Annotated in this window: 21 protein-coding genes; 13 read left to right on the forward strand and 8 right to left on the reverse strand. The window is 72.9% G+C overall.

Going from position 1 to position 20,673, the window contains the following annotated elements; all coding sequences use genetic code 11:
- Positions 1 to 39: 39 nt before the first annotated feature.
- The gene (locus AOM04_RS13240; RefSeq protein ID WP_062465263.1) at positions 40 to 585 is read right to left on the reverse strand and encodes a hypothetical protein; all 546 of its coding nucleotides are present in this window, start codon (positions 583 to 585) and stop codon (positions 40 to 42) included.
- Positions 582 to 1,136 (reverse strand): hypothetical protein, encoded by a 555-nt coding sequence (locus AOM04_RS13245; RefSeq protein WP_062465264.1) that lies wholly within the window; start codon positions 1,134 to 1,136, stop codon positions 582 to 584. Before AOM04_RS13245 ends, AOM04_RS13240 begins: the two co-directional genes overlap by 4 nt.
- Positions 1,137 to 1,253: 117 nt before the next feature.
- Between AOM04_RS13245 and AOM04_RS13250 the strand changes: the two genes are divergently transcribed.
- On the forward strand, positions 1,254 to 1,505 hold the full coding sequence (locus tag AOM04_RS13250) for a type II toxin-antitoxin system Phd/YefM family antitoxin (RefSeq protein ID WP_062465265.1): 252 nt from the start codon (positions 1,254 to 1,256) through the stop codon (positions 1,503 to 1,505).
- Entirely contained in the window at positions 1,502 to 1,759 is a 258-nt protein-coding gene (locus tag AOM04_RS13255) for a type II toxin-antitoxin system RelE family toxin (RefSeq protein ID WP_062465266.1), read from the forward strand. Before AOM04_RS13250 ends, AOM04_RS13255 begins: the two co-directional genes overlap by 4 nt.
- A gap of 15 nt (positions 1,760 to 1,774) precedes the next feature.
- Here the strand turns inward: AOM04_RS13255 and AOM04_RS13260 are convergent, their stop codons facing one another.
- Positions 1,775 to 3,043, reverse strand: a complete 1,269-nt coding sequence (locus AOM04_RS13260; protein WP_062465267.1) for a hypothetical protein — start codon at positions 3,041 to 3,043, stop codon at positions 1,775 to 1,777.
- 95 nt (positions 3,044 to 3,138) lie between these two features.
- Between AOM04_RS13260 and AOM04_RS13265 the strand changes: the two genes are divergently transcribed.
- Positions 3,139 to 3,642 carry a phosphoribosyltransferase gene (locus tag AOM04_RS13265; protein ID WP_062465268.1) on the forward strand — a complete coding sequence of 168 codons (504 nt, stop codon included), beginning with the start codon at positions 3,139 to 3,141 and terminating at the stop codon, positions 3,640 to 3,642.
- A gap of 3 nt (positions 3,643 to 3,645) precedes the next feature.
- Here AOM04_RS13265 and AOM04_RS13270 read toward each other — a convergent pair whose 3' ends face one another.
- Positions 3,646 to 4,038, reverse strand: a complete 393-nt coding sequence (locus tag AOM04_RS13270; protein WP_304512015.1) for a VOC family protein — start codon at positions 4,036 to 4,038, stop codon at positions 3,646 to 3,648.
- Between the two features lie 57 nt (positions 4,039 to 4,095).
- On the opposite strand from AOM04_RS13270, the gene AOM04_RS13275 reads away from it, so the two are divergent.
- From AOM04_RS13275 to AOM04_RS13315, 9 genes are all read left to right on the forward strand, one after another.
- Positions 4,096 to 4,509: a rhodanese-like domain-containing protein gene (locus tag AOM04_RS13275; RefSeq protein WP_062465269.1), complete on the forward strand. Its 414-nt coding sequence runs from the start codon at positions 4,096 to 4,098 to the stop codon at positions 4,507 to 4,509.
- Positions 4,510 to 4,678: 169 nt separating this feature from the next.
- Entirely contained in the window at positions 4,679 to 5,695 is a 1,017-nt protein-coding gene (locus AOM04_RS13280; RefSeq protein ID WP_062465270.1) for a LacI family DNA-binding transcriptional regulator, read from the forward strand.
- Positions 5,696 to 5,819: 124 nt separating this feature from the next.
- Positions 5,820 to 7,145: an ABC transporter substrate-binding protein gene (locus AOM04_RS13285; protein ID WP_062465271.1), complete on the forward strand. Its 1,326-nt coding sequence runs from the start codon at positions 5,820 to 5,822 to the stop codon at positions 7,143 to 7,145.
- A 58-nt stretch (positions 7,146 to 7,203) separates the two neighbouring features.
- Positions 7,204 to 8,169 (forward strand): carbohydrate ABC transporter permease, encoded by a 966-nt coding sequence (locus tag AOM04_RS13290; RefSeq protein ID WP_062465272.1) that lies wholly within the window; start codon positions 7,204 to 7,206, stop codon positions 8,167 to 8,169.
- Between the two features lie 4 nt (positions 8,170 to 8,173).
- Positions 8,174 to 9,061, forward strand: a complete 888-nt coding sequence (locus AOM04_RS13295) for a carbohydrate ABC transporter permease (RefSeq protein WP_082104664.1) — start codon at positions 8,174 to 8,176, stop codon at positions 9,059 to 9,061.
- Positions 9,058 to 11,328 (forward strand): alpha-xylosidase, encoded by a 2,271-nt coding sequence (gene yicI / locus AOM04_RS13300; RefSeq protein WP_062465273.1) that lies wholly within the window; start codon positions 9,058 to 9,060, stop codon positions 11,326 to 11,328. The genes AOM04_RS13295 and yicI overlap by 4 nt, the downstream gene beginning before the upstream one ends.
- 79 nt (positions 11,329 to 11,407) lie before the next feature.
- On the forward strand, positions 11,408 to 12,625 hold the full coding sequence (gene metZ / locus AOM04_RS13305; RefSeq protein ID WP_062465274.1) for an O-succinylhomoserine sulfhydrylase: 1,218 nt from the start codon (positions 11,408 to 11,410) through the stop codon (positions 12,623 to 12,625).
- A gap of 80 nt (positions 12,626 to 12,705) precedes the next feature.
- Positions 12,706 to 13,308 (forward strand): hypothetical protein, encoded by a 603-nt coding sequence (locus AOM04_RS13310; protein WP_062465275.1) that lies wholly within the window; start codon positions 12,706 to 12,708, stop codon positions 13,306 to 13,308.
- Positions 13,305 to 14,450, forward strand: a complete 1,146-nt coding sequence (locus AOM04_RS13315) for a PrsW family intramembrane metalloprotease (RefSeq protein WP_062465276.1) — start codon at positions 13,305 to 13,307, stop codon at positions 14,448 to 14,450. The genes AOM04_RS13310 and AOM04_RS13315 overlap by 4 nt, the downstream gene beginning before the upstream one ends.
- A 10-nt stretch (positions 14,451 to 14,460) precedes the next feature.
- Here AOM04_RS13315 and AOM04_RS13320 read toward each other — a convergent pair whose 3' ends face one another.
- Together AOM04_RS13320 and AOM04_RS13325 are read right to left on the reverse strand one after the other, a co-directional pair.
- The gene (locus AOM04_RS13320) at positions 14,461 to 16,776 is read right to left on the reverse strand and encodes a heavy metal translocating P-type ATPase (RefSeq protein WP_062465277.1); all 2,316 of its coding nucleotides are present in this window, start codon (positions 16,774 to 16,776) and stop codon (positions 14,461 to 14,463) included.
- 9 nt (positions 16,777 to 16,785) lie between these two features.
- Positions 16,786 to 17,205, reverse strand: coding sequence for a heavy metal-responsive transcriptional regulator (locus AOM04_RS13325; RefSeq protein WP_062465278.1), 420 nt, complete (start codon positions 17,203 to 17,205; stop codon positions 16,786 to 16,788).
- A gap of 86 nt (positions 17,206 to 17,291) precedes the next feature.
- On the opposite strand from AOM04_RS13325, the gene AOM04_RS13330 reads away from it, so the two are divergent.
- Positions 17,292 to 17,993 carry an aspartate/glutamate racemase family protein gene (locus AOM04_RS13330; RefSeq protein WP_062465279.1) on the forward strand — a complete coding sequence of 234 codons (702 nt, stop codon included), beginning with the start codon at positions 17,292 to 17,294 and terminating at the stop codon, positions 17,991 to 17,993.
- A gap of 54 nt (positions 17,994 to 18,047) precedes the next feature.
- On the opposite strand, the gene AOM04_RS13335 is transcribed toward AOM04_RS13330, so the two are convergent.
- Together AOM04_RS13335 and AOM04_RS15040 are read right to left on the reverse strand one after the other, a co-directional pair.
- Positions 18,048 to 19,685 (reverse strand): amidohydrolase, encoded by a 1,638-nt coding sequence (locus tag AOM04_RS13335; RefSeq protein WP_082104676.1) that lies wholly within the window; start codon positions 19,683 to 19,685, stop codon positions 18,048 to 18,050.
- Positions 19,686 to 19,687: 2 nt separating this feature from the next.
- Entirely contained in the window at positions 19,688 to 20,671 is a 984-nt protein-coding gene (locus AOM04_RS15040; protein WP_062465281.1) for a GNAT family N-acetyltransferase, read from the reverse strand.
- Between the last annotated feature and the right edge of the window lie 2 nt (positions 20,672 to 20,673).

Consider the following 20,673-nt stretch of genomic DNA (forward strand, 5'->3'; position numbering starts at 1 on the left):
CCTATCCGCGCGCCCGGACCCCCACGGCCCGGAGGGCGGTCAGTTCCTCACGGTCGGGAAGTGCACGGTCGAGCCCGGCTCGACGAGGACCACCGAGTCCGCGGCGCCGCACATCGCGGTCCACGTGTCGGCGAGGGCCGCGTCGGCCGGTGCGCCCGGGTCGAGCATGCGGCCCACGATCGGGTCGCCGCCCAGGTCGAATCCGTCCGCCACCGCCAGTCCATCGGGACCGCGCAGCGACGCGACGGCGCCGCCGCCACCCGCCCCGATGCCCGGGATGGACGCGCTCCACCCGTCGACGAGCAGCAGCCCGGCGGTGGTGCCGTCGCTGAGCGTCGCGGTGGGGCACGCGGTGAAGAGCCCGTGCGACGCGACCTGCGCGTACCCGGCGACCTCGAGCGCCTCGCCGGACCAGTCCGTCGCGGCGTAGGTGGGCACGTGGGCGGGACGCTCCCAGAACGCCGCCGTGAAGACGAGCGCGAGCGCGACGCCCGCGACGATCACGCCCGCGAGCGCGGCCCGCCTGGTGGGCGCCTGCCTGCGGATCGGCGCGTCCTCGCGCGCCTGGGCCGCCTCGGCGCTCACAGCTCGCCGCCCGTGAGTCCCTGGGGAGCGGCCTGCACCACGGCGTCCACCGCCGCGCCGCACCGGTCCGTCCATGCCTGGGCAAGCGCCGCATCGTCCGGATCCGCCGGGTCGAGGACGCGTCCCGAGACCTCGATCGCGCTCGAGCCGTCGCCGGGCGCCTCGAGGATCACTCCGTCGCGGCCGTGCTGGAGCCGGGGCACGGGGTCCTCGGACACCTGGCCGCTCACCACCGGCCACGTGCCGCGCCACGTGTCGGCGACCAGCACGCCCACGTTCGCGGAGCCCTCGACGGCGATCGCCATCGTGCACATCGTGCCGCCCGCGGTGGGCTCGGCGGTGAGCCCGTCCGCGACGGGCGCCGCGTCGCCCGACCAGTCCGCGGCCGGGTAGGTGGGCAGCGTCGCGTCCCTCCACTCGACGCTGCCCGATCCACGGCCGAGCATCGCGAGCGCGACGAGCATGGTCACGACGAGCGTGAGCGAGATGATGATCCCCGCGACGGCAGCGCCGCGGTGTGGCGCGTCGATGCGCCCGTTGGTGTCCCCCATGGGGTCATCCTGCACCCCCATCGAGGGTTTGACCAGGGATGTCGCCGCCTCACGGCGCGCCACGGGGCCTCACCCACAGCCCCGTACAGTCGACCGCGCGAAACGTACAATCGACGAATGGTCGAGATCGTCCCCGTGTCACGGGCTCGCGCCGAGCTGCGCAGCGTGATCGAGCGCGCCCAGGAGCGCGCGATCTTCCTCGAGCGCCGCGGCGCCATCGAGGCGGTGGTCATCAGCCCGCACATGTACGAGCGGATGATCGAGGCGCTCGAAGATGCCGAGGACATCGCGGCCGCCGAGGCCGCGCTCGCGGAGGATGGCGAGTCGATCCCTTGGGAGCAGGTCAAGGCCGAGCTCGGCTGGACGTGACCTACCGCGTCACGCTGCGCCCGTCCGCCGCGAAGGCGCTCGCGCGGATCCAGGCGCGCGACCAGGCACGGATCCGAGGCGCGATCGAGCTGCTCGCACAGGATCCGCGGCCGCCGGCATCCAGGCGGCTGGTCGACAGCGCCTTCTTCCGGGTCCGGATCGGCGACTACCGGGTCATCTACTCGATCGATGACGGCGTGCTCGTGGTCGTCGTGCTCGCTGTCGGCCACCGGCGCGAGGTCTACCGGCGCTGAGGCACGCGAACCGGGCTACGCCAGCGCCTCCGCGACCGCGTCCGCGAGCGTCTCGGCGGACAGGCCCGGGCCGTGAACGTGGACGCCCTCGGCGTCCTCCCACAGCACGCGGTCCACGCCAGGCAGCAGCCCGAGTGCGTCCGCCACGGCCTGCATGCGTGCCTCGGTGAGGGACTCGACCACACGCGGGTGCAGCGCCACGGTGTACGTGTAGTCGTCCAGCCACGGGGTCTGCACGGTGACGGTGGCGTCCCAGCCGTCCACCTCGATGGTGCGCACGGCGAGGTCCTGGTGCTTGCCCAGGCGCTCGAGGAACGGCGCGCGCAGCAGCAGGCCGCGGCGGTCGTCCTCGGTGAGCGGGGCATCGTCCGGGCGCGAGGGGAGCTCGGTCCGGGCGGCGCCGCGCAGCGCGGCCAGCACCTCGACGGTGAGCAGGCCCGGCGCCCACACCTCGAGCACGTGGTGGCTGCGGAACGCCACCCGGGAGATCCCGGGGGCGGCGTCGCAGCCGCGGAGGAAGCGCAGCAGCGCGGGCTCGTCGATCGCGCCGGCGGCGAGCATGACGATGGCGTGGTGCGTCGCGTCCGACGGCGTGCCGGGCGCGTGGCCGGGTCCCGCATCGTTCACCACGAGGCCCGGGTCGCCCTCGTGGACCGGGCCGAGCAGCGCGGATGCGGGCGCCGACGGCAGCTCGCTCGGGCGCACGGCCCGCTTGAAGAGGCCGCCGGACGGGATGAAGGACTCGCGCACGTCGGCCGGGGTGTCGAACGCCTCGTACGTGAGGGTCCCGGGCGAGGCGAACCACCGCAGCACGTCCTCGATCGAGTCCCACGCGGCGCGGCCGTGGCCCATCGCCGCGACCGCGTGCGGCAGGAGCGCGATCGGCGGGCCGCCGGGGCCGAGCACCGGGTCGAGGTACGTGGGCGAGCCCTCGCGACGGTCGAGCCCCCACGTGAGCGGCTGGTGATCGTCGGCGAGGCCGCCCACGTAGACGAGCAGGCCGTCGATGAGGGCGGCGCCGTGCATCGTGAGCTCGCCGCCGAGCTCCGAGCGGTACGCCCAGTCGGGCTTGATCGCCGAGCGGTCGCGGCGCAGGTCGCGGGTCACCCAGTCGATGGTGGGGCGCAGCTCCGCGGGCGTGAAGTGGAGGTCGTGACCGGTCGCCTTGCGCAGGCGCGTCGCGAGGTACTCGGCGCTCTTCGGGCTCGCGGAGAGCCAGGCCTGGAACCACGCGTCGGCCTCGTAGAAGCGGCGCGTGTCACCCTCGGACGTGAAGAAACCCATCGGGCAAGGCTAATCGGGACCGCGGGCCGCCGGTGCGGGCGGCGGCGATGGTTCAATGAGTGCCACGCCCCACACCGCCCTGCGAGGAGCCCCCGATGACCGACACCCCCGAGCGCGAGATCCTCACCTGGCAGGGCTACGGCGACGCGTCGCGCGAGCTCGCGCAGGCGGTCGTCGACTCCGGCTACGAGCCCGACGTGGTGGTCGCGGTCGCCCGCGGCGGCCTGCCCGTGGGCGGCGCGATCTCGTACGCGCTGGGCACCAAGGGCGTCGGCACGCTCAACGTCGAGTTCTACACGGGCATCGACGAGCGTCTGCCCGCGCCGGTGCTGCTGCCGCCGCTGCTCGACACCGACGCGATGAAGGGTCTCAAGGTGCTGGTCGCGGACGACGTCGCCGACACCGGCGAGACCCTCGCGCTCGTGAAGGCCCTGATGGAGCAGCACGCGGGCGAGGTCCGCACGGTGGTCCTCTACGCGAAGTCGCACTCGATCATCGACCCCGACTACGTGTGGAAGCGCACCGACCTGTGGATCACGTTCCCGTGGTCTGCGCTCCCGCCCGTCAGCCCGAACAAGCCTCACCCCGAGGAGGGGTAGGGCTCAGCCCCTCATCTGCGCGAGCTGGATGAGGTTGCCCACCGTGTCGTCGAGCACCGCGACGGTGACCGGCCCCATGTCGGTGGGCGGCATTGTGAACTCGACGCCGAGCGCCACGAGCCGCTCGTGCTCGGCGCGCACGTCGTCGCACGCGAACTGGGTCGCCGGGATGCCGTCCTCGCGGAGCGCCTGCCGGTAGGGCCCGACCGCGCGATGGCCGGACGGCTCGAGCAGCAGCTGCACCGCATCGTCCCCCGGCGCGCCCACCGTGAGCCAGCGGTCCTCGCCGCCGAGCGGCACATCCTGACGCACCTCGAAGCCGAGGACGCGCGTGTAGAAGTCGAGGGCGCGCGCCTGATCGTCGACGAACACGCTGGTGAGATGGATGCGGATCATTCCCTCACCCTAGGCGCGGACCTAGACTGGCGCGCATCCCCACCCGAGAGGACCGCCATGACGTACGCCGGAGACCTGACGCCGCACGAGGCGTGGCAGCTGCTCGAGGACCAGCCCGGCGCGATCCTGGTCGACGTCCGCACCGAGGCCGAGTGGCGCTTCACCGGGGTCCCCGACGCCTCGAGCCTGGGCAAGCAGGCCGCGCTGATCGAGTGGGTGTCCTACCCGGCGATGAACCGCAACGAGGGATTCCTCGACCAGCTCCAGGCGACCGGCGTCGAGCCGGGGCAGCCGATCGTGTTCCTGTGCCGCTCGGGCGCGCGCTCCATCGGCGCCGCCGAGGCCGCGACCGCCGCGGGCCTGGGTCCCGCCTACAACGTCCTCGAGGGCTTCGAGGGCGCCACCGACGAGCACGGCCACCGCGGCTGGCAGGGCTGGAAGGGCGCCGGCCTCCCCTGGCACCAGGGCTGACCGCCCGCGGCGAACGCCGTCGGGACCGCCGCCGGAGGGCGAACGTCACGATTCGGTAACCCGGCTTGCTTTGTTGCGGCGACCAACATAATCTCGGGACATCGCGGCGCGTCGAAGCGCTTCGACCGCCCGCCGGCGGCCAGCCGGCACCCGGGACGATGGAGTCGAGATGGCGACGATCGCAGACGTGGCGCAGGCCGCGGGCGTGTCGATCTCGACCGTGTCCTACGCCCTGTCCGGCAAGCGCTCCATCACCGCCGAGACCCGCACCCGCGTGCTCGCCGCCGCCGATGCGCTGGGCTACCTTCCGCATGCGAGTGCGCGCATGCTCGCCGCGAACCGCTCGCAGATCATCGCGGTGAGCGAGCCCGTGCACGCCGACACCGACGACGCCGCGCACATGGCCTTCGCGATGGAGACCACCAAGGTTGCGCGCGCCCACAACTTCGACACCCTCCTGCTGGTCCACGACGACGCGCTCGAGGGCATGCGCCGCTCGGCCGCCACGCAGCTGGCCGACGGCATCGTCGTGCTCGACGTGGATGTGGACGATGCACGGGTCCCCCTGGCGCGCACCCTCGCCTGTCCGACGGTCTTCGTGGGCATCCCGGCGGACACCGCGGGCCTCATCTGCGTCGACCTCGACTTCGAGGCGGCGGCGCGCGAGGCGGTCGACCGGCTCGTCGACGCCGGGCACAGGCAGATCGGCCTCATCTCCCACCGCCCCGAGACCCTCGAGCGCGGCTCCAACTTCCCGCTGCGCTTCCGCGACGCGTTCCTGGCCCGCTGCGACGAGCGCGGCGTCGCGCACGCGGTGGTCCACCCCAACGGCCACACCGCCGACGGCAGCGTGCGCCGCCTGCTCGAGCGCCTGCCCGACCTCGACGGCATCGTGCTCAGCACCACGCCCGACGTCGCGTCGTCGCTGTCCGCGATACTCGCGACGCGCGAGCTCGTCGTCCCACGCGACGTGTCGGTGATCGCAGCCGGCGTGAGCTTCTCGACCGCGCGGTTCGCCGTGCCGTTCGACACGATGCCGCTCGACGCCCACGCGTCGTGCGCCGCCGCCGTGGACCTCCTCGTCCAGGCGATCGACGGCGGGGACCGCAGCCCCCGCATCGTCCTCCTCCCACCCGCCTACATCGACCACGGGTCGGTGCTCGCGCGCGCGACACCCCCCGACTGACCCGGGCAGCCGTCACACCCGTGCGGCGACCCACGCGCCCGCATCGTCGAAGCGCTTCGAAAGAGGCGCGGGGACGATGCACCCAGCCGGCCTCCGGGCCACGACAAGGAAGCAGGAACGGACAATGAAGTACCGCATCACCGCAGCGACCGCCGTGCTCGCCGCCGGCGCGCTCAGCCTGAGCGCATGCTCGTCCTCGGATGGAGGCTCCACCGACGGGGCGTCCGCGTCCGGCGGCTCGGGCGACTTCTCCGGCCAGACCCTCACCGTCATGCACTACGAGGGCGACGAGTCCGCGATGGGCAAGGCGTGGAACAAGGCCATCGAGATCTTCGAGAAGGAGACCGGCGCCACCGTCGACCTCCAGAACACCGCGTTCGAGGACCTGAACGCCTCCGCGCAGCAGCTCTTCGACTCCTCCGACGCGCCCGACGTGTCCGAGTACAACAAGGGCAACGGCACCGCCGGCCAGCTCGCCGCGACCGGCGTGATCCTGCCGCTCGACGACGCCTACGCGAAGTACGGCTGGGCCGACAAGCTCAGCGCGGGCGTCGACACCATCGCCAAGTACGACGAGAACGGCGTCATGGGCTCGGGCTCCTGGTACGGCGTCCCGAACTACGGCGAGTTCGTCTTCCTCTACTACAACAAGGACATGTTCGACCAGTACGGCATCGACGTGCCGACGGACGAGGCGAGCCTCGAGGCCGCGATGCAGACGTTCGTCGACAACGGCGTCACGCCGCTGACCACCTCGGCCCAGGAGTACCCGATGGGCCAGCTCTGGTACCAGCTCGCGCTGTCCAAGGCCGACCGCCAGTGGGTCAACGACTACCAGCTGTACGAGAACCCCGTGGACTGGTCCGGCACGGAGGTCAGCACCGCGACCGGGACACTCGAGGACTGGGTGAGCAAGGGCTACATCAGCAAGGACGCCTCCGGCATGACCGCCGAGGACGCCGGCCTGCAGTTCATCAACGGCGAGTCCCCGATGTTCTACTCCGGCTCGTGGTGGTACGGCCGCATGCTCAGCGACGTCACCACGTTCGACTTCGGCATCGCCAACTGGCCCGACACCACGCTGACCCCCGGCTCGGGCGGCAACATCTGGGTGGTCCCCGCCCAGTCGAAGAACCCCGAGCTCGCCGAGAAGTTCATCGACGTCACGATGTACCCCGAGGTCCAGGCGCTGCTCGGCGAGTCCGGCGGATTGCCCGTCGCCGCCGACACCGCCGACATCACCGACCCGAACGCCAAGCAGCTCATCGACCTGTTCAACGAGGTCAACGACCGCGACGGCCTGGCCTTCTACCCCGACTGGCCGACCCCGACCTTCTACGGCGACCTCAACTCCGTCATGCAGAGCATCGTCAACGGCGACGCGACCACGGACGAGGCCGACGCCCAGCTGAAGGACTACTACGAGAGCTACGTCTCGACCGTCAACTAAGCCTCGACCACGCGGGGGCCCCGGCCGGCCCGGGGCCCCCGCCAGAGACGGATCCCTCATGACCTCCCTCGCACCCCGCACCCGCCCGCGTCGCACCGACGAACCCGCGCGTATCCCGCAGCGCGACTCCAGCAAGCTCGGCTACTGGCTCTACCTCATCCCCGGCACGCTGCTCGTGGGCCTCGTGATCTTCTACCCGATCGTGCGCAACGTGCGCCTGAGCTTCTTCCACTGGCGCGGCGGGCGCGCCGAGGAGCACTTCGCGGGCCTCGACAACTGGATCGCCCTGGCCTCGGACCACGAGTTCATCCAGTCGTTCAAGAACATCTTCCTCGTCATCATCGCCATGGTGATCGTGCCCACCCTGCTGGGCCTCATCATCGCGGCGCTGCTCTTCGACGTGGTGGGCCGCCGCTTCGGCGCGCGCCTGTCGAGCTTCCTGCGCGCCACCTACTACCTCCCGCAGATCCTCCCGATCGCGGTCGCGGGCGTGATGTTCTCCTGGATCCTCAAGCCCAACTCCGACGGCGTGCTCAACCAGTTCCTGTCTGTCATCACGGGGTCGACCGTCGAGGTCAACTGGCTCGGCGGGCAGTACTCGACCGCCATGGCCTCCGTCATGGTGCTGATGATCTGGATCCAGCTGGGCTACCCCGTCGTCATCTTCATGGCGGCCCTCCAGCGCGTCGACCCGCAGCTGTACGAGGCCGCCGAGCTCGACGGCGCCAACTGGTACCAGCGCTTCCGCGCGATCACGCTGCCGATGATCCAGCCCGAGGTGTTCGTGGTCGCGCTGACCACCACCATCGCGGCGCTCAAGGTGTTCGCGCCGGTCTTCATCCTCACCAACGGCGGCCCGTCGAAGTCGACCTATGTGCCCTCGTACTACGCGTACGAGGAGTTCATCCGCGGCACCGACAAGGGCTACGCCGCCACGATCGCGTCGGCCATCACGCTCGTGGTCGTCGTGGTCGCCATCATCTTCATCCGCGTGCAGAACCGCGCCGAGCGCAAGGAGGCGTGACGCCATGACCGCCGTCGCCCAGGCCCCCACCCCCGTCGACACCACGGCGCCGACCAAGAACAGGGCACGCCCTCGCACCGCCACCGAGTGGATCCTGCTGATCGCGGCGATCCTCGGCGCCCTCGCGATCGTGTTCCCGATGCTCCTGCTGCTGCTCAACGCGTTCAAGTCCCCCGCGGACTACGCGAACTCCGGCCCGCTGCAGCTGCCCGAGAAGCTCGACCTCACCGGCATCCGCACGTTCTGGGAGACCCAGAACTTCCCGCGCGCGCTGTGGAACTCGGTGTTCATCTCGACGATGGTGTCCCTCATCGCCGTCGTGGTGTCCGTGCTGAACTCGTTCGCGATCGGCATCGGCCGCGTGCGGGGCCGCACCTGGATCGTGCTCATCTTCCTCATGGCCAACCTGGTCCCGCAGGAGATGCTGTTCGACCCGCTGTTCAAGCTCTACGACAAGATCGGCCTGCTCTCCAACCCCTGGTCCGTCATCCTGACGTTCGTGGTGATCCAGTCGGCCTTCGGCACCTACCTGCTGTCGAGCCTGCTCGGCACGTTCCCCAAGGAGATCCTCGAGGCCGCGTCGGTCGACGGCGCCACCCGCGGGCGCGTGCTGCGCTCGGTGATCGTTCCGATCCTCCGGCCCACGCTGTCCGTCCTCATGGTGTTCTTCTTCATCTGGACGTGGAACGAGTTCCTGCTGCCGCTGGCGTTCCTCAACACCTCCGACAGCCTCACGGTGCCGCTGCTGCTCGAGCAGCTCAACGGCGAGCGCCAGACCGACACCACCACCCTGATCGCCGGCACGCTCATCAGCGTGATCCCCACGATCATCTTCTTCCTCATCTTCCAGCGCACCCTCACGCGCGGCATCACGGCAGGAGCAGTGAAGTGAAGTTCACCGACGGATTCTGGATGCGCCGGCCCGGCGTCGACGCGCTCTACGCCGAGGAGGCGTACGACGTCTGGGCCGAGGGCGACACCCTCACCGTCCACGCCCCCACCCGCGTGATCCGCGCCCGCGGCGACGTGCTCAACCGCGCGATGCTCACGGTCACGCTGAGCTCGCCGCTCGAGGGCGTGGTGCGCGTGCGGATCGACCACCACCAGGGCGCACGGCGCTCCCCCGGCTTCCGGATGCCGGGCGCCGTCGAGGGCACGGGCGTCGCGGCGGTGGACGATGCGGGGGGCACCCTGACCTCCGGCCGCCTGACTGCGCGGGTCGCGCAGGGCGCGCCGTGGCGCCTCGACTTCGAGGTCGACGGCGAGCGCATCACCGGGTCGGGCCACCACTCGGTGGGCTACATGACGCTGGCGAAGGACGCCCCCGTGCCCGCCGAGCCGGCCGGCGTGGCCGGCTACTCCGAGACCGGGCTCGCGCCGCATCGTGCCTACGTCCACGAGCAGCTCGACCTGGGCGTGGGCGAGACCATCTACGGGCTCGGTGAGCGCTTCGGCCCGTTCGTGAAGAACGGCCAGACCGTGGACATCTGGAACGCCGACGGCGGCACCAGCTCCGAGCAGTCCTACAAGTCGATCCCGTTCTACCTGTCGTCGCGCGGCTACGGCGTGCTGGTCAACCACCCCGAGCACGTGAGCATCGAGGTGGGCTCCGAGGCCGTCGAGCGGGTGCAGTTCTCCACCGCGGGCGAGTCGCTCGAGTACCTCGTCTTCGCGGGCCCCACGCCCGCCGAGGCGGTCGAGCGCTACACGGCGCTGCTCGGCCGCCCGCCGCGCGTGCCCGCGTGGTCCTTCGGCCTGTGGCTGTCGACGTCGTTCACGACGCAGTACGACGAGGCGACGGTCGCATCATTCGTCGACGGCATGCGCGAGCGCGACATCCCGCTGTCGGTGTTCCACTACGACTGCTTCTGGATGCGCGAGTTCAACTGGACCGACGGCGTGTGGGACGAGCGGGTGTTCCCCGACCCCGAGGGCATGCTCGAGCGGATGCACGAGGACAAGGACCTCCACGTGTCGGCGTGGATCAACCCGTACATCGCGCAGCGCGGACGGATGTTCCGCGAGGGCCTCGAGCACGGCTACCTGGTCAAGCGCCCCGACGGCAGCGTGTGGCAGTGGGACCAGTGGCAGGCGGGCATGGCGCTGGTCGACTTCACCAACCCCGCCGCGCGCGCGTGGTTCCAGGACTTCATCCGCGTCCTCGTGCGTCAGGGGGTCGACGCCATCAAGACCGACTTCGGCGAGCGGATCCCGACCGACGTCGTGTGGCACGACGGCTCGAGCCCCGAGACGATGCACAACCTCTACACGCAGCTCTACAACGAGGCCGTGTGGGAGGCGCTCGTCGAGGAGCGCGGCGAGGGCGACGCCGTGCTGTTCGCGCGGTCGGCGACCGCGGGGGGCCAGACGATGCCGGTGCACTGGGGCGGCGACAACTCGTCGTCGTACGTGTCGATGGCGGAGACCCTGCGCGGCGGGCTGTCGCTCATGAGCTCGGGCTTCGGGTACTGGAGCCACGACATCGGCGGCTTCGAGGGCACCCCCGACGCGGGCGTGTTCAAGCGCTGGCTCGCGTTCGGGCTCATGTCCTCGCACTCGCGCCTGCACGGGTCGAGCTCGTACCGGGTGCCGTGGGCCTTCGACGACGAGGCCGTCGACGTCGCGCGCACGTTCACGAAGCTCAAGCTGTCGCTCATGCCGTACCTCTACACCGCCTCCGTCGAGACCGCGACCACGGGCGTCCCCATGATGCGGCCGATGTTCTTGGCCTTCCCCGGCGACCCCGCGACGCAGCACCTGGACCGCCAGTACATGCTCGGCGACTCGCTGCTGGTGGCGCCCGTGATGTCCGAGTCCGGCGAGGTGTCGCTCTACCTGCCCGAGGGCGAGTGGACGTCGCTGCTCACGGGCGAGCGCGTCGCGGGCGGACGCTGGCGGCGCGAGGTGCACGGCTTCGACTCGATGCCGCTGTACGTGCGCCCCGGCACCGTGCTCGCGCGCGGCACCCGCGACGACCGCCCGGACTACGACTACCTCGCCGACGTCGAGCTGGTGGTCTACCCGGGCGGCCCCGACACGCGCGAGGTCGCCCTGCACGCGTCCGATGGCTCGAGCGACACCGTCACCGTCGTGTCCCGCGACGGCTCGCTCACGGCCACCGGCGTCTCCGGCCGCGCCTACGCGGTCCGCGAGGCCTGAGGACGATGCGGCGGCCGGGTCCCACACCTGCCCGGCCGCCGCATCGTCCCGGGGCGCACCGCGCCGGTAGCCTGAGCCCATGACCTCGGAAGACGCCCCGCAGCTCCGTCCCGACACCCTCGCCGTCCGCGCCGGCCACGTGCGCACGCCGTTCGACGAGATGTCCGAGGCGATCTTCATGACGCAGGGGTACGTCTATCCGACGGCTGCCGAGGCGGAGGGCGCGTTCGCGGGCGAGATCGACCGCTACCAGTACTCGCGCTACGCCAACCCGACGGTGACGATGTTCGAGACGCGCCTCGCCGCGATCGAGGGCGCGGACGACTGCTTCGCGACCGCGACCGGCATGGCGGCCGTGTTCGTGGCGCTCGCGTCGATCCTGCGCCAGGGCGACCGCCTGGTGGCCTCGCGCGCGCTGTTCGGCACGTCGATCGCGACCTTCGACGACTACTTCGCCGGCTGGGGCATCCGCGTCGACTACGTCGACGGACACGTCAACGAGGACTGGGACCGCGCGCTCGCGACCCCCGCCACCGCCGTGTTCTGCGAGTCCCCCACCAACCCCATGCAGGACGTCGTGGACCTGCGCCACGTCGCGGCGCGCGCCAAGGAGGCCGGCGCGCTGTTCATCGTCGACAACGTGTTCGCGACGCCGCTCGGCCAGAAGCCGCTCGAGCTCGGCGCCGACGCCGTCGTGTACTCCGCCACCAAGCACATCGACGGTCAGGGCCGCGTCCTCGGCGGTGCGGTGCTCGGCTCGAAGGAGTACGTGGGCAAGGTGCGCCAGATGGTGCGCACCATGGGCGCGACCATGTCGCCGTTCACCGCGTGGGTGCTCGGCAAGTCGCTCGAGACCCTCGCGGTGCGCGTCAAGGCGCAGGCGGCCTCCGCGCTCGACCTCGCGCAGTGGCTCGAGGCGCACCCCAAGGTCGCGGTCGCGCGCTACCCGCTGCTGCCGTCGCACCCGCAGTACGAGCGCGCGAAGGGCCAGATGACGATGGGCGGCACGCTCGTCACCATCGACATCGCGCTCGACGAGGGCGTCGACCCGCACGGCCCCGAGGCGAAGGCGGCGACGTTCCGGTTCCTCGACGCGCTGCGCGTCATCGACCTGTCGAACAACCTCGGCGACGCGAAGTCCATCGCGACGCACCCCGCCACGACGACCCACCGCAAGCTCGGCGCCGTGCGCCGCGCCGCGGTCGGCATGTGCGAGGCGACCGTGCGGCTGAGCATCGGCCTCGAGGATGTCGAGGACCTCCGCGAGGACCTCGCCCGCGCGCTCGACGCCATCTGATCCCACCCTCGTCCGGGGCCCTCCCGGACGGCCACGACTCGACCTGAGAGGGGACGGGCCTCCGTGCTAGCGTCGCGATCATGAGCAGCGGCGCGTCCTCCGCCGCTGACGCGGCCACCCTGGGCCAGGCCCAGCCGCTCGCCGTGCGGCTGATCGGGCGCGGCTCCCTCGCGGGCGCGCTCGTCGTCCTGCTCATCGCGCTCGCCTACGCCGTGGTCCTCCCGCGCGTCGCGATCGCCGTCTCCGCGCCCAGCGCGCCGCAGCGCGTCGACATCGGTGGCGGCGCCACGGTCGCGGTCTCCGAGGACTGGTCGCAGGCGTCCTCCGCCGCCGGCACGCTCACCCTCACGCAGGGCGGCGCGCAGCTCGTCATCACGGCGCCGCGCGCCTCGACCACGCCGCCGGCGGTGCGCATCGACGCCCTCGCGCGGAGCTGGCTCGCCAGCTCCGCCGACCCGAACTCCGTGGCCACCACACCCAAGGGGTTCACCACGGACGCGGGGGACGACGCGGCGACGGTCGTGGTGCAGGAGGCCACCCAGACGGGCGAGGCCTGGGTGGTGTCGGACGGCACCCAGGAGGTCGTCGCGGCCCTCACGTCGCCCACCGCCTCGTGGGACGCCGCGTCCGCCTCCGCGCAGGCCCTCATCCGCACGCTCGTGCTCCCGCGGGCCGTCGGATGACCAGCGCCGCGCGCGTGCGCGGTGGGATCCCCCGCCCCCGCACCCCCACCTTCATCGACGGGCGGTCCTGGGTGTTCTGGACCATGATCGTGCTCGCCATCGGCGCGTTCGCCCAGGTCACGCCGCTGGCGCTCGAGTCCCTGCTCGCCAACCCGCTGTCCGGCGCCGCCTCGGCGGCGGTGTGGACCCTGTACGGCCTGGTCTTCGCCACGGCGGTGTACCTGCTCGAGCTGTACGAGAGGCGGCCCCTCGTCAACGTGGTCGGGGCGATCGCGTGGGGCGCGGTCGTCGCGGTGGGCATCTCGCGGATCGCGGGTCCCGCCATGCACCAGATCGTCGGCCAGTGGCTGGGCGAGGACTCGCCGTGGCTGTCCGCGATCGCGGCGCCGCTGGTCGAGGAGCCCCTCAAGGCGCTCGGCGTGGTCGCGCTGGCGCTCATCCCGGGCGCCCGCATCCGCACCGTCGCCGACGCGGCGTTCTACGGCGGCATGGTGGGCCTGGGCTTCCAGGTGCTCGAGGGCTTCCTCTACACGTCGCGCACCGCTGCGCTCGCGGGCAACCCGATGGACGCGGTGGCGCAGGTCTTCGTGCTGCGCGGCATCGTCGCGGGACTGTGGAGCCACGCGGCGTTCTCGGCGGTCGCGGGCGCGGGCATCGGCTACTTCTTCGTCGCGGTGGGTCCGGCGTGGCGGCGCTGGCTGGTCGCGCTCGGCTCGCTGGGCGCCGCGATGGTGCTGCACGGCTTCCTCAACTCGCCGCTCATCCACGGCTCCCAGGTGACGGCCGCGCTCATCAAGGGCGTGCCGATCGTCATCGTGCTCGCGACCACCCTGCACGTGAGCCACCTGCGCGAGCGCGCCGTGTTCGCGCGGACGGCGCGCGTGACCGTGCCGGACCACCTGGTGAGCCCGGCCGACTTCGACGGGCTCTCGACGCGGAACCGGCGCCGGGCCGCGCGGGCCGACATGCGCGAGCGGCACGGCGCGCAGGCCGCCCGCGACCTGCACCGGCTGCAGCGCGCGCAGCTCGCGCTGCTGGTCGCCGCGCACTCGGACGGGATGGTGTCCGCGCGTGCGGCCGATGCCGCGGGCCGCGTCACCGCCTCCCGGTCCGCCCTCGCGTGGTCGGTGGCGGGCCGCTGACGGGTCGCGCTCAGCCCCTCCGGAATCCCCGCAGGCGCAGCGAGTTGCCGACCACGAACAGGCTCGACGCGCCCATCGCGGCGGCGGCGAGCATGGGGTCCAGCACCCCGAACGCCGCGAGCGGGATCATCAACACGTTGTAGGCGAACGCCCAGAACAGGTTGCCGCGGATGGTGGCGTAGGTGCGCCGCGACAGCGCGATCGCGTCCGCCGCGGCGCGCGGGTCGCCCGCCACGATCGTGAGGTCGGAGGCCTCGCGCGCGACGTCCGCACCCGTGCCGATCGCGATCCCCAGGTCGGAGGCCGCGAGCGCGGGGGCGTCGTTGACGCCGTCGCCGACCATCGCGACCCGCCGTCCGCCCTCCTGCAGCTCCCGGATGACGGCCTCCTTGTCGCCGGGCAGCACCTCGGCGATCACGCGGTCGATCCCGAGCGCGGCCCCCACCGCCTCCGCGGCGCGCCGGTTGTCGCCCGTGAGCAGCACGACGTCGACGCCGAGCCCGTGCAGCGCCTCGACCGCGGCGGGCGCCGTGTCCTTGAGGCGGTCGCGCACGGCGATGGCGGCCTCGGCCGCGAGCGCCGTCCGGGTCAGGGTGGACGATGCGTCGCCCGCCCCAAGCAGCCCGCCCCCGAGGGGTGCGGCGCGGCCTGCGAACACGACGGTCTCGCCTCGCTCCTCGCGGGCCGTCGCCCAGGCCGCCAGCTCGTCCGGAAGCGTGTCGAACAGGCGCCTCGAGCCGATGGTGACGTCCGCGTGGGAACCCTCGGCGCCCGCCCGCTGCACGGTCGCGGTGACGCCCTGGCCGGGGGTCGAACGGAAGCCCTTGAGCGGGATCCGGGCGTCGCGGGATGCCGCGATCGCGCGGGCCACGGGGTGCTCCGAGCGCGCCTCGACGGAGGCGACGGCGTCGAGCAGGGTGCCGGCCGCATCGTCCTCCAGGCCGGGGACCAGGGAGGACGTGACCTCCATGCGGCCCTCGGTGACGGTGCCCGTCTTGTCGAGCACCACGGTCTGAAGCGACCGCGCGTCCTCGAGCGCCTGCGCGCCGCGCACCAGGATGCCCATCTGGGCACCGCGGCCGGTGCCGACCATGATCGCGAGCGGCGTCGCGAGACCCATCGCGCACGGGCAGCTGATGATCAGGACGGCGACGGCGGCGGTGACGGCCGCGGAGGCGTCGCCGGTGAAGGCGAGCCACAGCGCGGCGGTGACGAGCGCGAGCGCGATGACGGCGGGCACGAACACCGCGGAGACGCGGTCGGCGAGGCGTTGGATGCGGGCCTTGCCGGCCTGCGCCTCGTCGACCATGCGGGCGATCTGCGCGAGCATCGTCTCCTCGCCCACGCGGGTCGCCTCGACGGTCAGCGACCCGTCGGTGGCGATGGTGCCGCCGACCACCTCGACGCCGGGCGCGGCCGCGACGGGGACGGGCTCGCCGGTGACCAGGCTCGCGTCGACGGCGGCGGCGCCCTCGACGACGGTCCCGTCGGTGGCGATCGCCTCGCCCGGCCGGACCAGGAAGCGCATGCCGACGCCCAGGTCGGCACGCTCGATGACGGTGCCGTCCTCGAGCGTGACGGTCGGGCTCTGGCGCGCGCCGAGCGCGCGGATCGCGTCGCCCGCGCGCGCCGTCGAGCGCACCTCGAGCCACTTGCCCAGCAGGATCAGGGAGACGATGACGGCACCCGTCTCGAAGTAGACGTGCCCCTCGGCGCCCGTCGTCAGGAGCGCGACCGACCACAGCCACGCCACCGCGGAGCCGAGGCTCACGAGCGTGTCCATGGTGGTGGTGCCGTGACGGGCGCCCTTGAGGGCGGAACGGTGGAAGGGCAGCGCGGCCCACCACACCACGGGCGTCGCGAGCACGGCCGCGACCCATTCCCACCCCGGGAAGCGCAGCGCGGGGATCATCGAGATGAGGGCGACGGGCACGGTCAGCGTGGCGGCGACCAGGAAGCGGCGGCGGAAGTCGGCGATGCGGCGCTCGTCGTTGCGGGCCTGCGCCTCGGCCTCGTCCTCGCGCGAGTCGGGACGAGGCGCGTCCCCGTCCGACGTCCGGTCCCCCACCGCGCGGGTGAGGACCTCGTACCCGAGCCCCGTGATGGCGGCGCGCATGGCGTCCTCGAGCTCGTCGCGGTCGAGCGTGCCGTCAGGCAGGACGGTCGCGCGGCGGGTCGCGATGTTGACCGCGGCGGAGCCGACGCCGGGCAGGACCGCGAGCCCGCGCTGGATGCCGGCGGCGCAGCCTGCGCAGGTCATGCCGCCGACGGCAAGGTCGATCGAGGATTCCTCGTGCGGGGCCTCGGGGAGGGTCTCGGTGCTCATGATCGGAGGCTAGACCTTCCCGCCCACGGCAAGGTCAAGCGCGAGGACCTGGCAGCGGTTGGGGTCGTTGCACTCGGCAGGATCGAGGGTCTCGGCGCGACGCGCGAGGGCGGTGAGCTCCGCCTTCGCGGCGAGCAGGCTCGCGATCTGCGCGTCGATGTCGTGCAGGTGGCGCTCGACCATCGCGCGGCTGTGTGCGCAGGTGCTCTCACCCTCGTCCTTCATGTGGAGGATGTCGCCCGTCTCCGCGAGGGTCATGCCCGACGCCTGGGCGTCGCGGATGAACCGCAGGCGCTCGAGCGCGACCTCGTCGTACTCCCGGTAGCCGTTGGAGCGCCGGTCGGGCGCGGGCAGCAGCCCGATGCCCTCGTAGTAGCGCACAGTCTTGGCGGTCACGCCTCCGCGGGAGGCCAGCTCTCCGATTCGCATGGTTACACCGTACGGGAAGGTTGGATTCCGCGGGAGGGGCCAAGGACCCACCCCATGGCCCCCGCACCCGTCGCTAGGGTCGGCTCATGCGCACCTCTCCCCGCCGCATCGGCCTGCTCGGCGGCATCACGTGGCACTCGACGCTCGAGTACGAGCGGCTCCTGCACGAGGGCGTCGCCGCCGCGCTCCCCGGCCGCACCGCGGACCTGGTGATCCGCCACTATGACTTCGGCGGGATCGCCGCGGCGCAGGACGCCGGCGACTGGGCGGGGCTGGCCATGACCTTCGGGCGCGACGCGCGCTGGCTCGTCGACGGCGGCGCCGAGGCGATCGTCATCTGCGCGAACACCATGCACGTGATCGCGGACGAGGTCGCGGAGGCCGCGGGCGTGCCCGTCATCCACATCGTCGACGAGACGGCCGCCGCGATCCGTGCGGCCGGCCTCGACACCGTGGCGCTGCTGGGCACCGGGTTCACGATGCGGATGCCGTTCTACCGCGACCGCCTCGCGGCGCAGGGCGTGACGGCGCTGGTGCCCGCCGAGCCCCGCCTGTCCGAGGTGCACGCGCTCATCTACGAGCGCCTCGCGCGGGGCATCGTGGACGATGCGGGGCGCGCCCTCATGCGCGCGGCGGCCGAGGAGCTGGTGGCCGCGGGCGCGCAGGGCGTGATCGCGGGCTGCACGGAGATCCCCCTGGTGATGACGGCGGCCGACGTGGACGTGCCGTACCTCGACGCGCTCGCGCTGCATGCCGAGGCGGCCGTGAGGTTCGCGCTCGCCGAGTAGGACGGATGGACGGGGTCGCCCGCCGCCTCGCTCACCGCGGCACACCGCCCCGGGTCACCCCTCGCGGTGGACCACCTCGCCGCCCAGCACCGTCACGACGGTCCGCGTGACCGCGATGTCCTGCGCCGCGCCCGCGAAGGGATCCCGCGAGGCCACGCACAGGTCCGCGCGTGCGCCGACCTCGAGCACACCCGAGCCCGCGACCCCGAGCAGGCGGTGCGAGCCCGCGGTGTAGGCGCGGAGGGCGGCGGCCAGCGGGATCGCCTCCCCCGGGTTGAGCGGCGGCGCGCCCGAGCCGGGCTCCCGCCGGGTGACCGCGGTGTGGATCGCCTGCCACGGGTCGGGCGTGGACACGGGCCAGTCGGAGCCCATCGCGAGCGCCGCGCCCGCGCGCAGGAAGGACCCGAAGGGGTACTGCCAAGCCGCGCGCCTCTCGCCCAGGATCGGCACGGTGAGCTCGGTCATCTGGGCCTCGTTGCGCGCCCACAGGGCCTGCGCGTTCACGGTGACCCCGAGGGCCGCGAACCGCGGCACGTCAGCGGGGTCGACCACCTGGACGTGGGCGACGTGGTGGCGGCGCCGGGACCGGTCCGCGGCCGGGATCGCCTCGACCGCGTCGAGCGCGTCGGTCACGGCGCGGTCCCCGATCGCGTGGAAGTGGAGCGCGAAGCCCTCGGCCGCGAGCGCGGTGGCGACTGCCACGAGCACGTCGCGACCGAAGTACGCGATGCCCCGCCCGCCGCCGCAGTCGCAACCGTCGACCACGTACGGCTCGTGCATCGCGGCGGTGCGGTTCTCCGCGACGCCGTCGACCATGATCTTCGCGGTCGACGTGTCGAGGCCGGCCACGGCGTTGGCGTCGCGGCGGGCCACGAGGTCCGCCACCAGCGCCGGCACGCCCTCGAGGGCGGTCTCGCGGGGCACCCACAGCGCCCCCGAGACCCGGTCGGTGAGGACCCCGTCGGCGATGAGGCCCCGATAGGCCGGCGTGGCGTCGGCGTGGCCGCCGTACTCGCCGACGATCGCCTCCTGCCACGCGGTCACCCCGGCGCGATGGAGGGTCGCGACCGCGGCGGCGAGGCCGGCCCGCGCGGCGTCGGGGCTCACGGGCGGCAGGCGCCGCTCGACGAGCGCCATCGCGCCCTCGTGCAGCGTGCCGGTGGGGACGCCGGCGGCGTCCCGCTCGATGCGCCCGTCGGCCGGGTCGGGCGTCGAGGCGTCGATGCCCGCGATGCGCAGCGCGGCCGTGTTGACCCACGCGCCGTGGTGGTCGGCGTTCACCAGGAACGCGGGGACGTCGCCCGTGACGGCGTCGAGCGCGGCGGCGGTCGGGGTGCCGCCCTCGTAGTCGGACATGTGCCACCCGCCGCCGACGATCCAGGGTCCGTCGTGGGTCATCGCGTAGGCCCCGACAAGGGCCAGGCACGCGTCGGAACCGTGGGCGCCGCTCACGTCGAGCCCGAGCGCTTCGATGCCGGCCATCGCGGCATGCACATGCGCGTCGGCGAAGGACGGATGGATGAGACCGCCCGCGGCGTCGATCACCCCGGCGCCCGCCGCATCGTCCCGCGCGGCCAGCGCGTCTCCGGACCCGATGGCGGCGATCCGCCCGTCGATCACGAGGACCGCGTCCCCGTCGAGGACGGCCCCGTCGGACCACGGCACGCCGCCGCGGATGAGCAGCGTCGCCACGGTCACCACCCCGCCGCGTCGAGCACGTCGGCGGCGACCTCGGCGGGTGCGCGCCCGGCGCTGTCGACCACCGCATCCTCGAGCGCGAGCGCCTCGAGCTCGCCCTCCATCTCGACCGTGCGCCCGCGCGCCCAGGCGAGCCAGCGCTCGGAGCACTCGCGCCTCTCGAGGCGCGCGATCCGCTCGTCGTCCGGGGCGGTCAGGCGCACGATCGTGACCTCCGCCGGTCCGGCGTGCGAGGAGAAGGCACGGGCCAGGCGCTCGGGGTCGCCGGCATCGTCCATCGCGATCGGGACGAGGACGTTGCCGAAGCCGCGCGCCCGGTAGAGCGGCGCGAGCGCCCCGAGCGCCTCCCATAGGAGACGCCGGTTCACCGGGTCGGCGGCATCGGCGGGATAGGCCTGGGTGAGCGCGTCGACGTCGAGGTGGGAGGTGCGGGCGCCACGCCCGGCGAGGAGCTCATGCGCGGCCGCGGCGACGGTGGTCTTGCCGGCGCCGAGCGCGCCCGTGAGCACCAGGACGCGGGTCGGCAGGTCGAGGCCGTAGCAGATCGAGTCGGGCTCGTCCTTGTACTCGCCGTACGGCGCGATGCGGGAGTACCCGAGGCGGTCGTAGAGCGCGAGGGCCTCGGGCTGCTCGGAGCCGGTCTCCAGGACGATGCGGCACGCGCCCGCGCGCCGCGCGACCGCCTCCGCGGCGCCCATCATCACCTTGGAATGGCCGTGGCCACGATGGCCGGGCCGCACGAAGAGCCGCTTGATCTCGATCGCGCCGGGCCCGGTGGCGTAGGGCGACCAGCGCAGCACCAGGCTCGCGGCGGGCTCGCCGTCCTCGGCGTAGCCCACGAGCGAGGCGACCGGGGCGGCGAAGCGGGCGGGCTGCTCGGGGAGCTCGGAGCCGTAGCGGAGCGCGAGGTCGGCCTGCTGCTCGTCCCACAGGGCGTGCGCGTCGGCGTCGTCGGGCTCGACGCGGCGGACGGAGATCATGG

The sequence above is a fragment of the Demequina soli genome (assembly GCF_000971195.1).
Lineage (GTDB): Bacteria > Actinomycetota > Actinomycetes > Actinomycetales > Demequinaceae > Demequina > Demequina soli.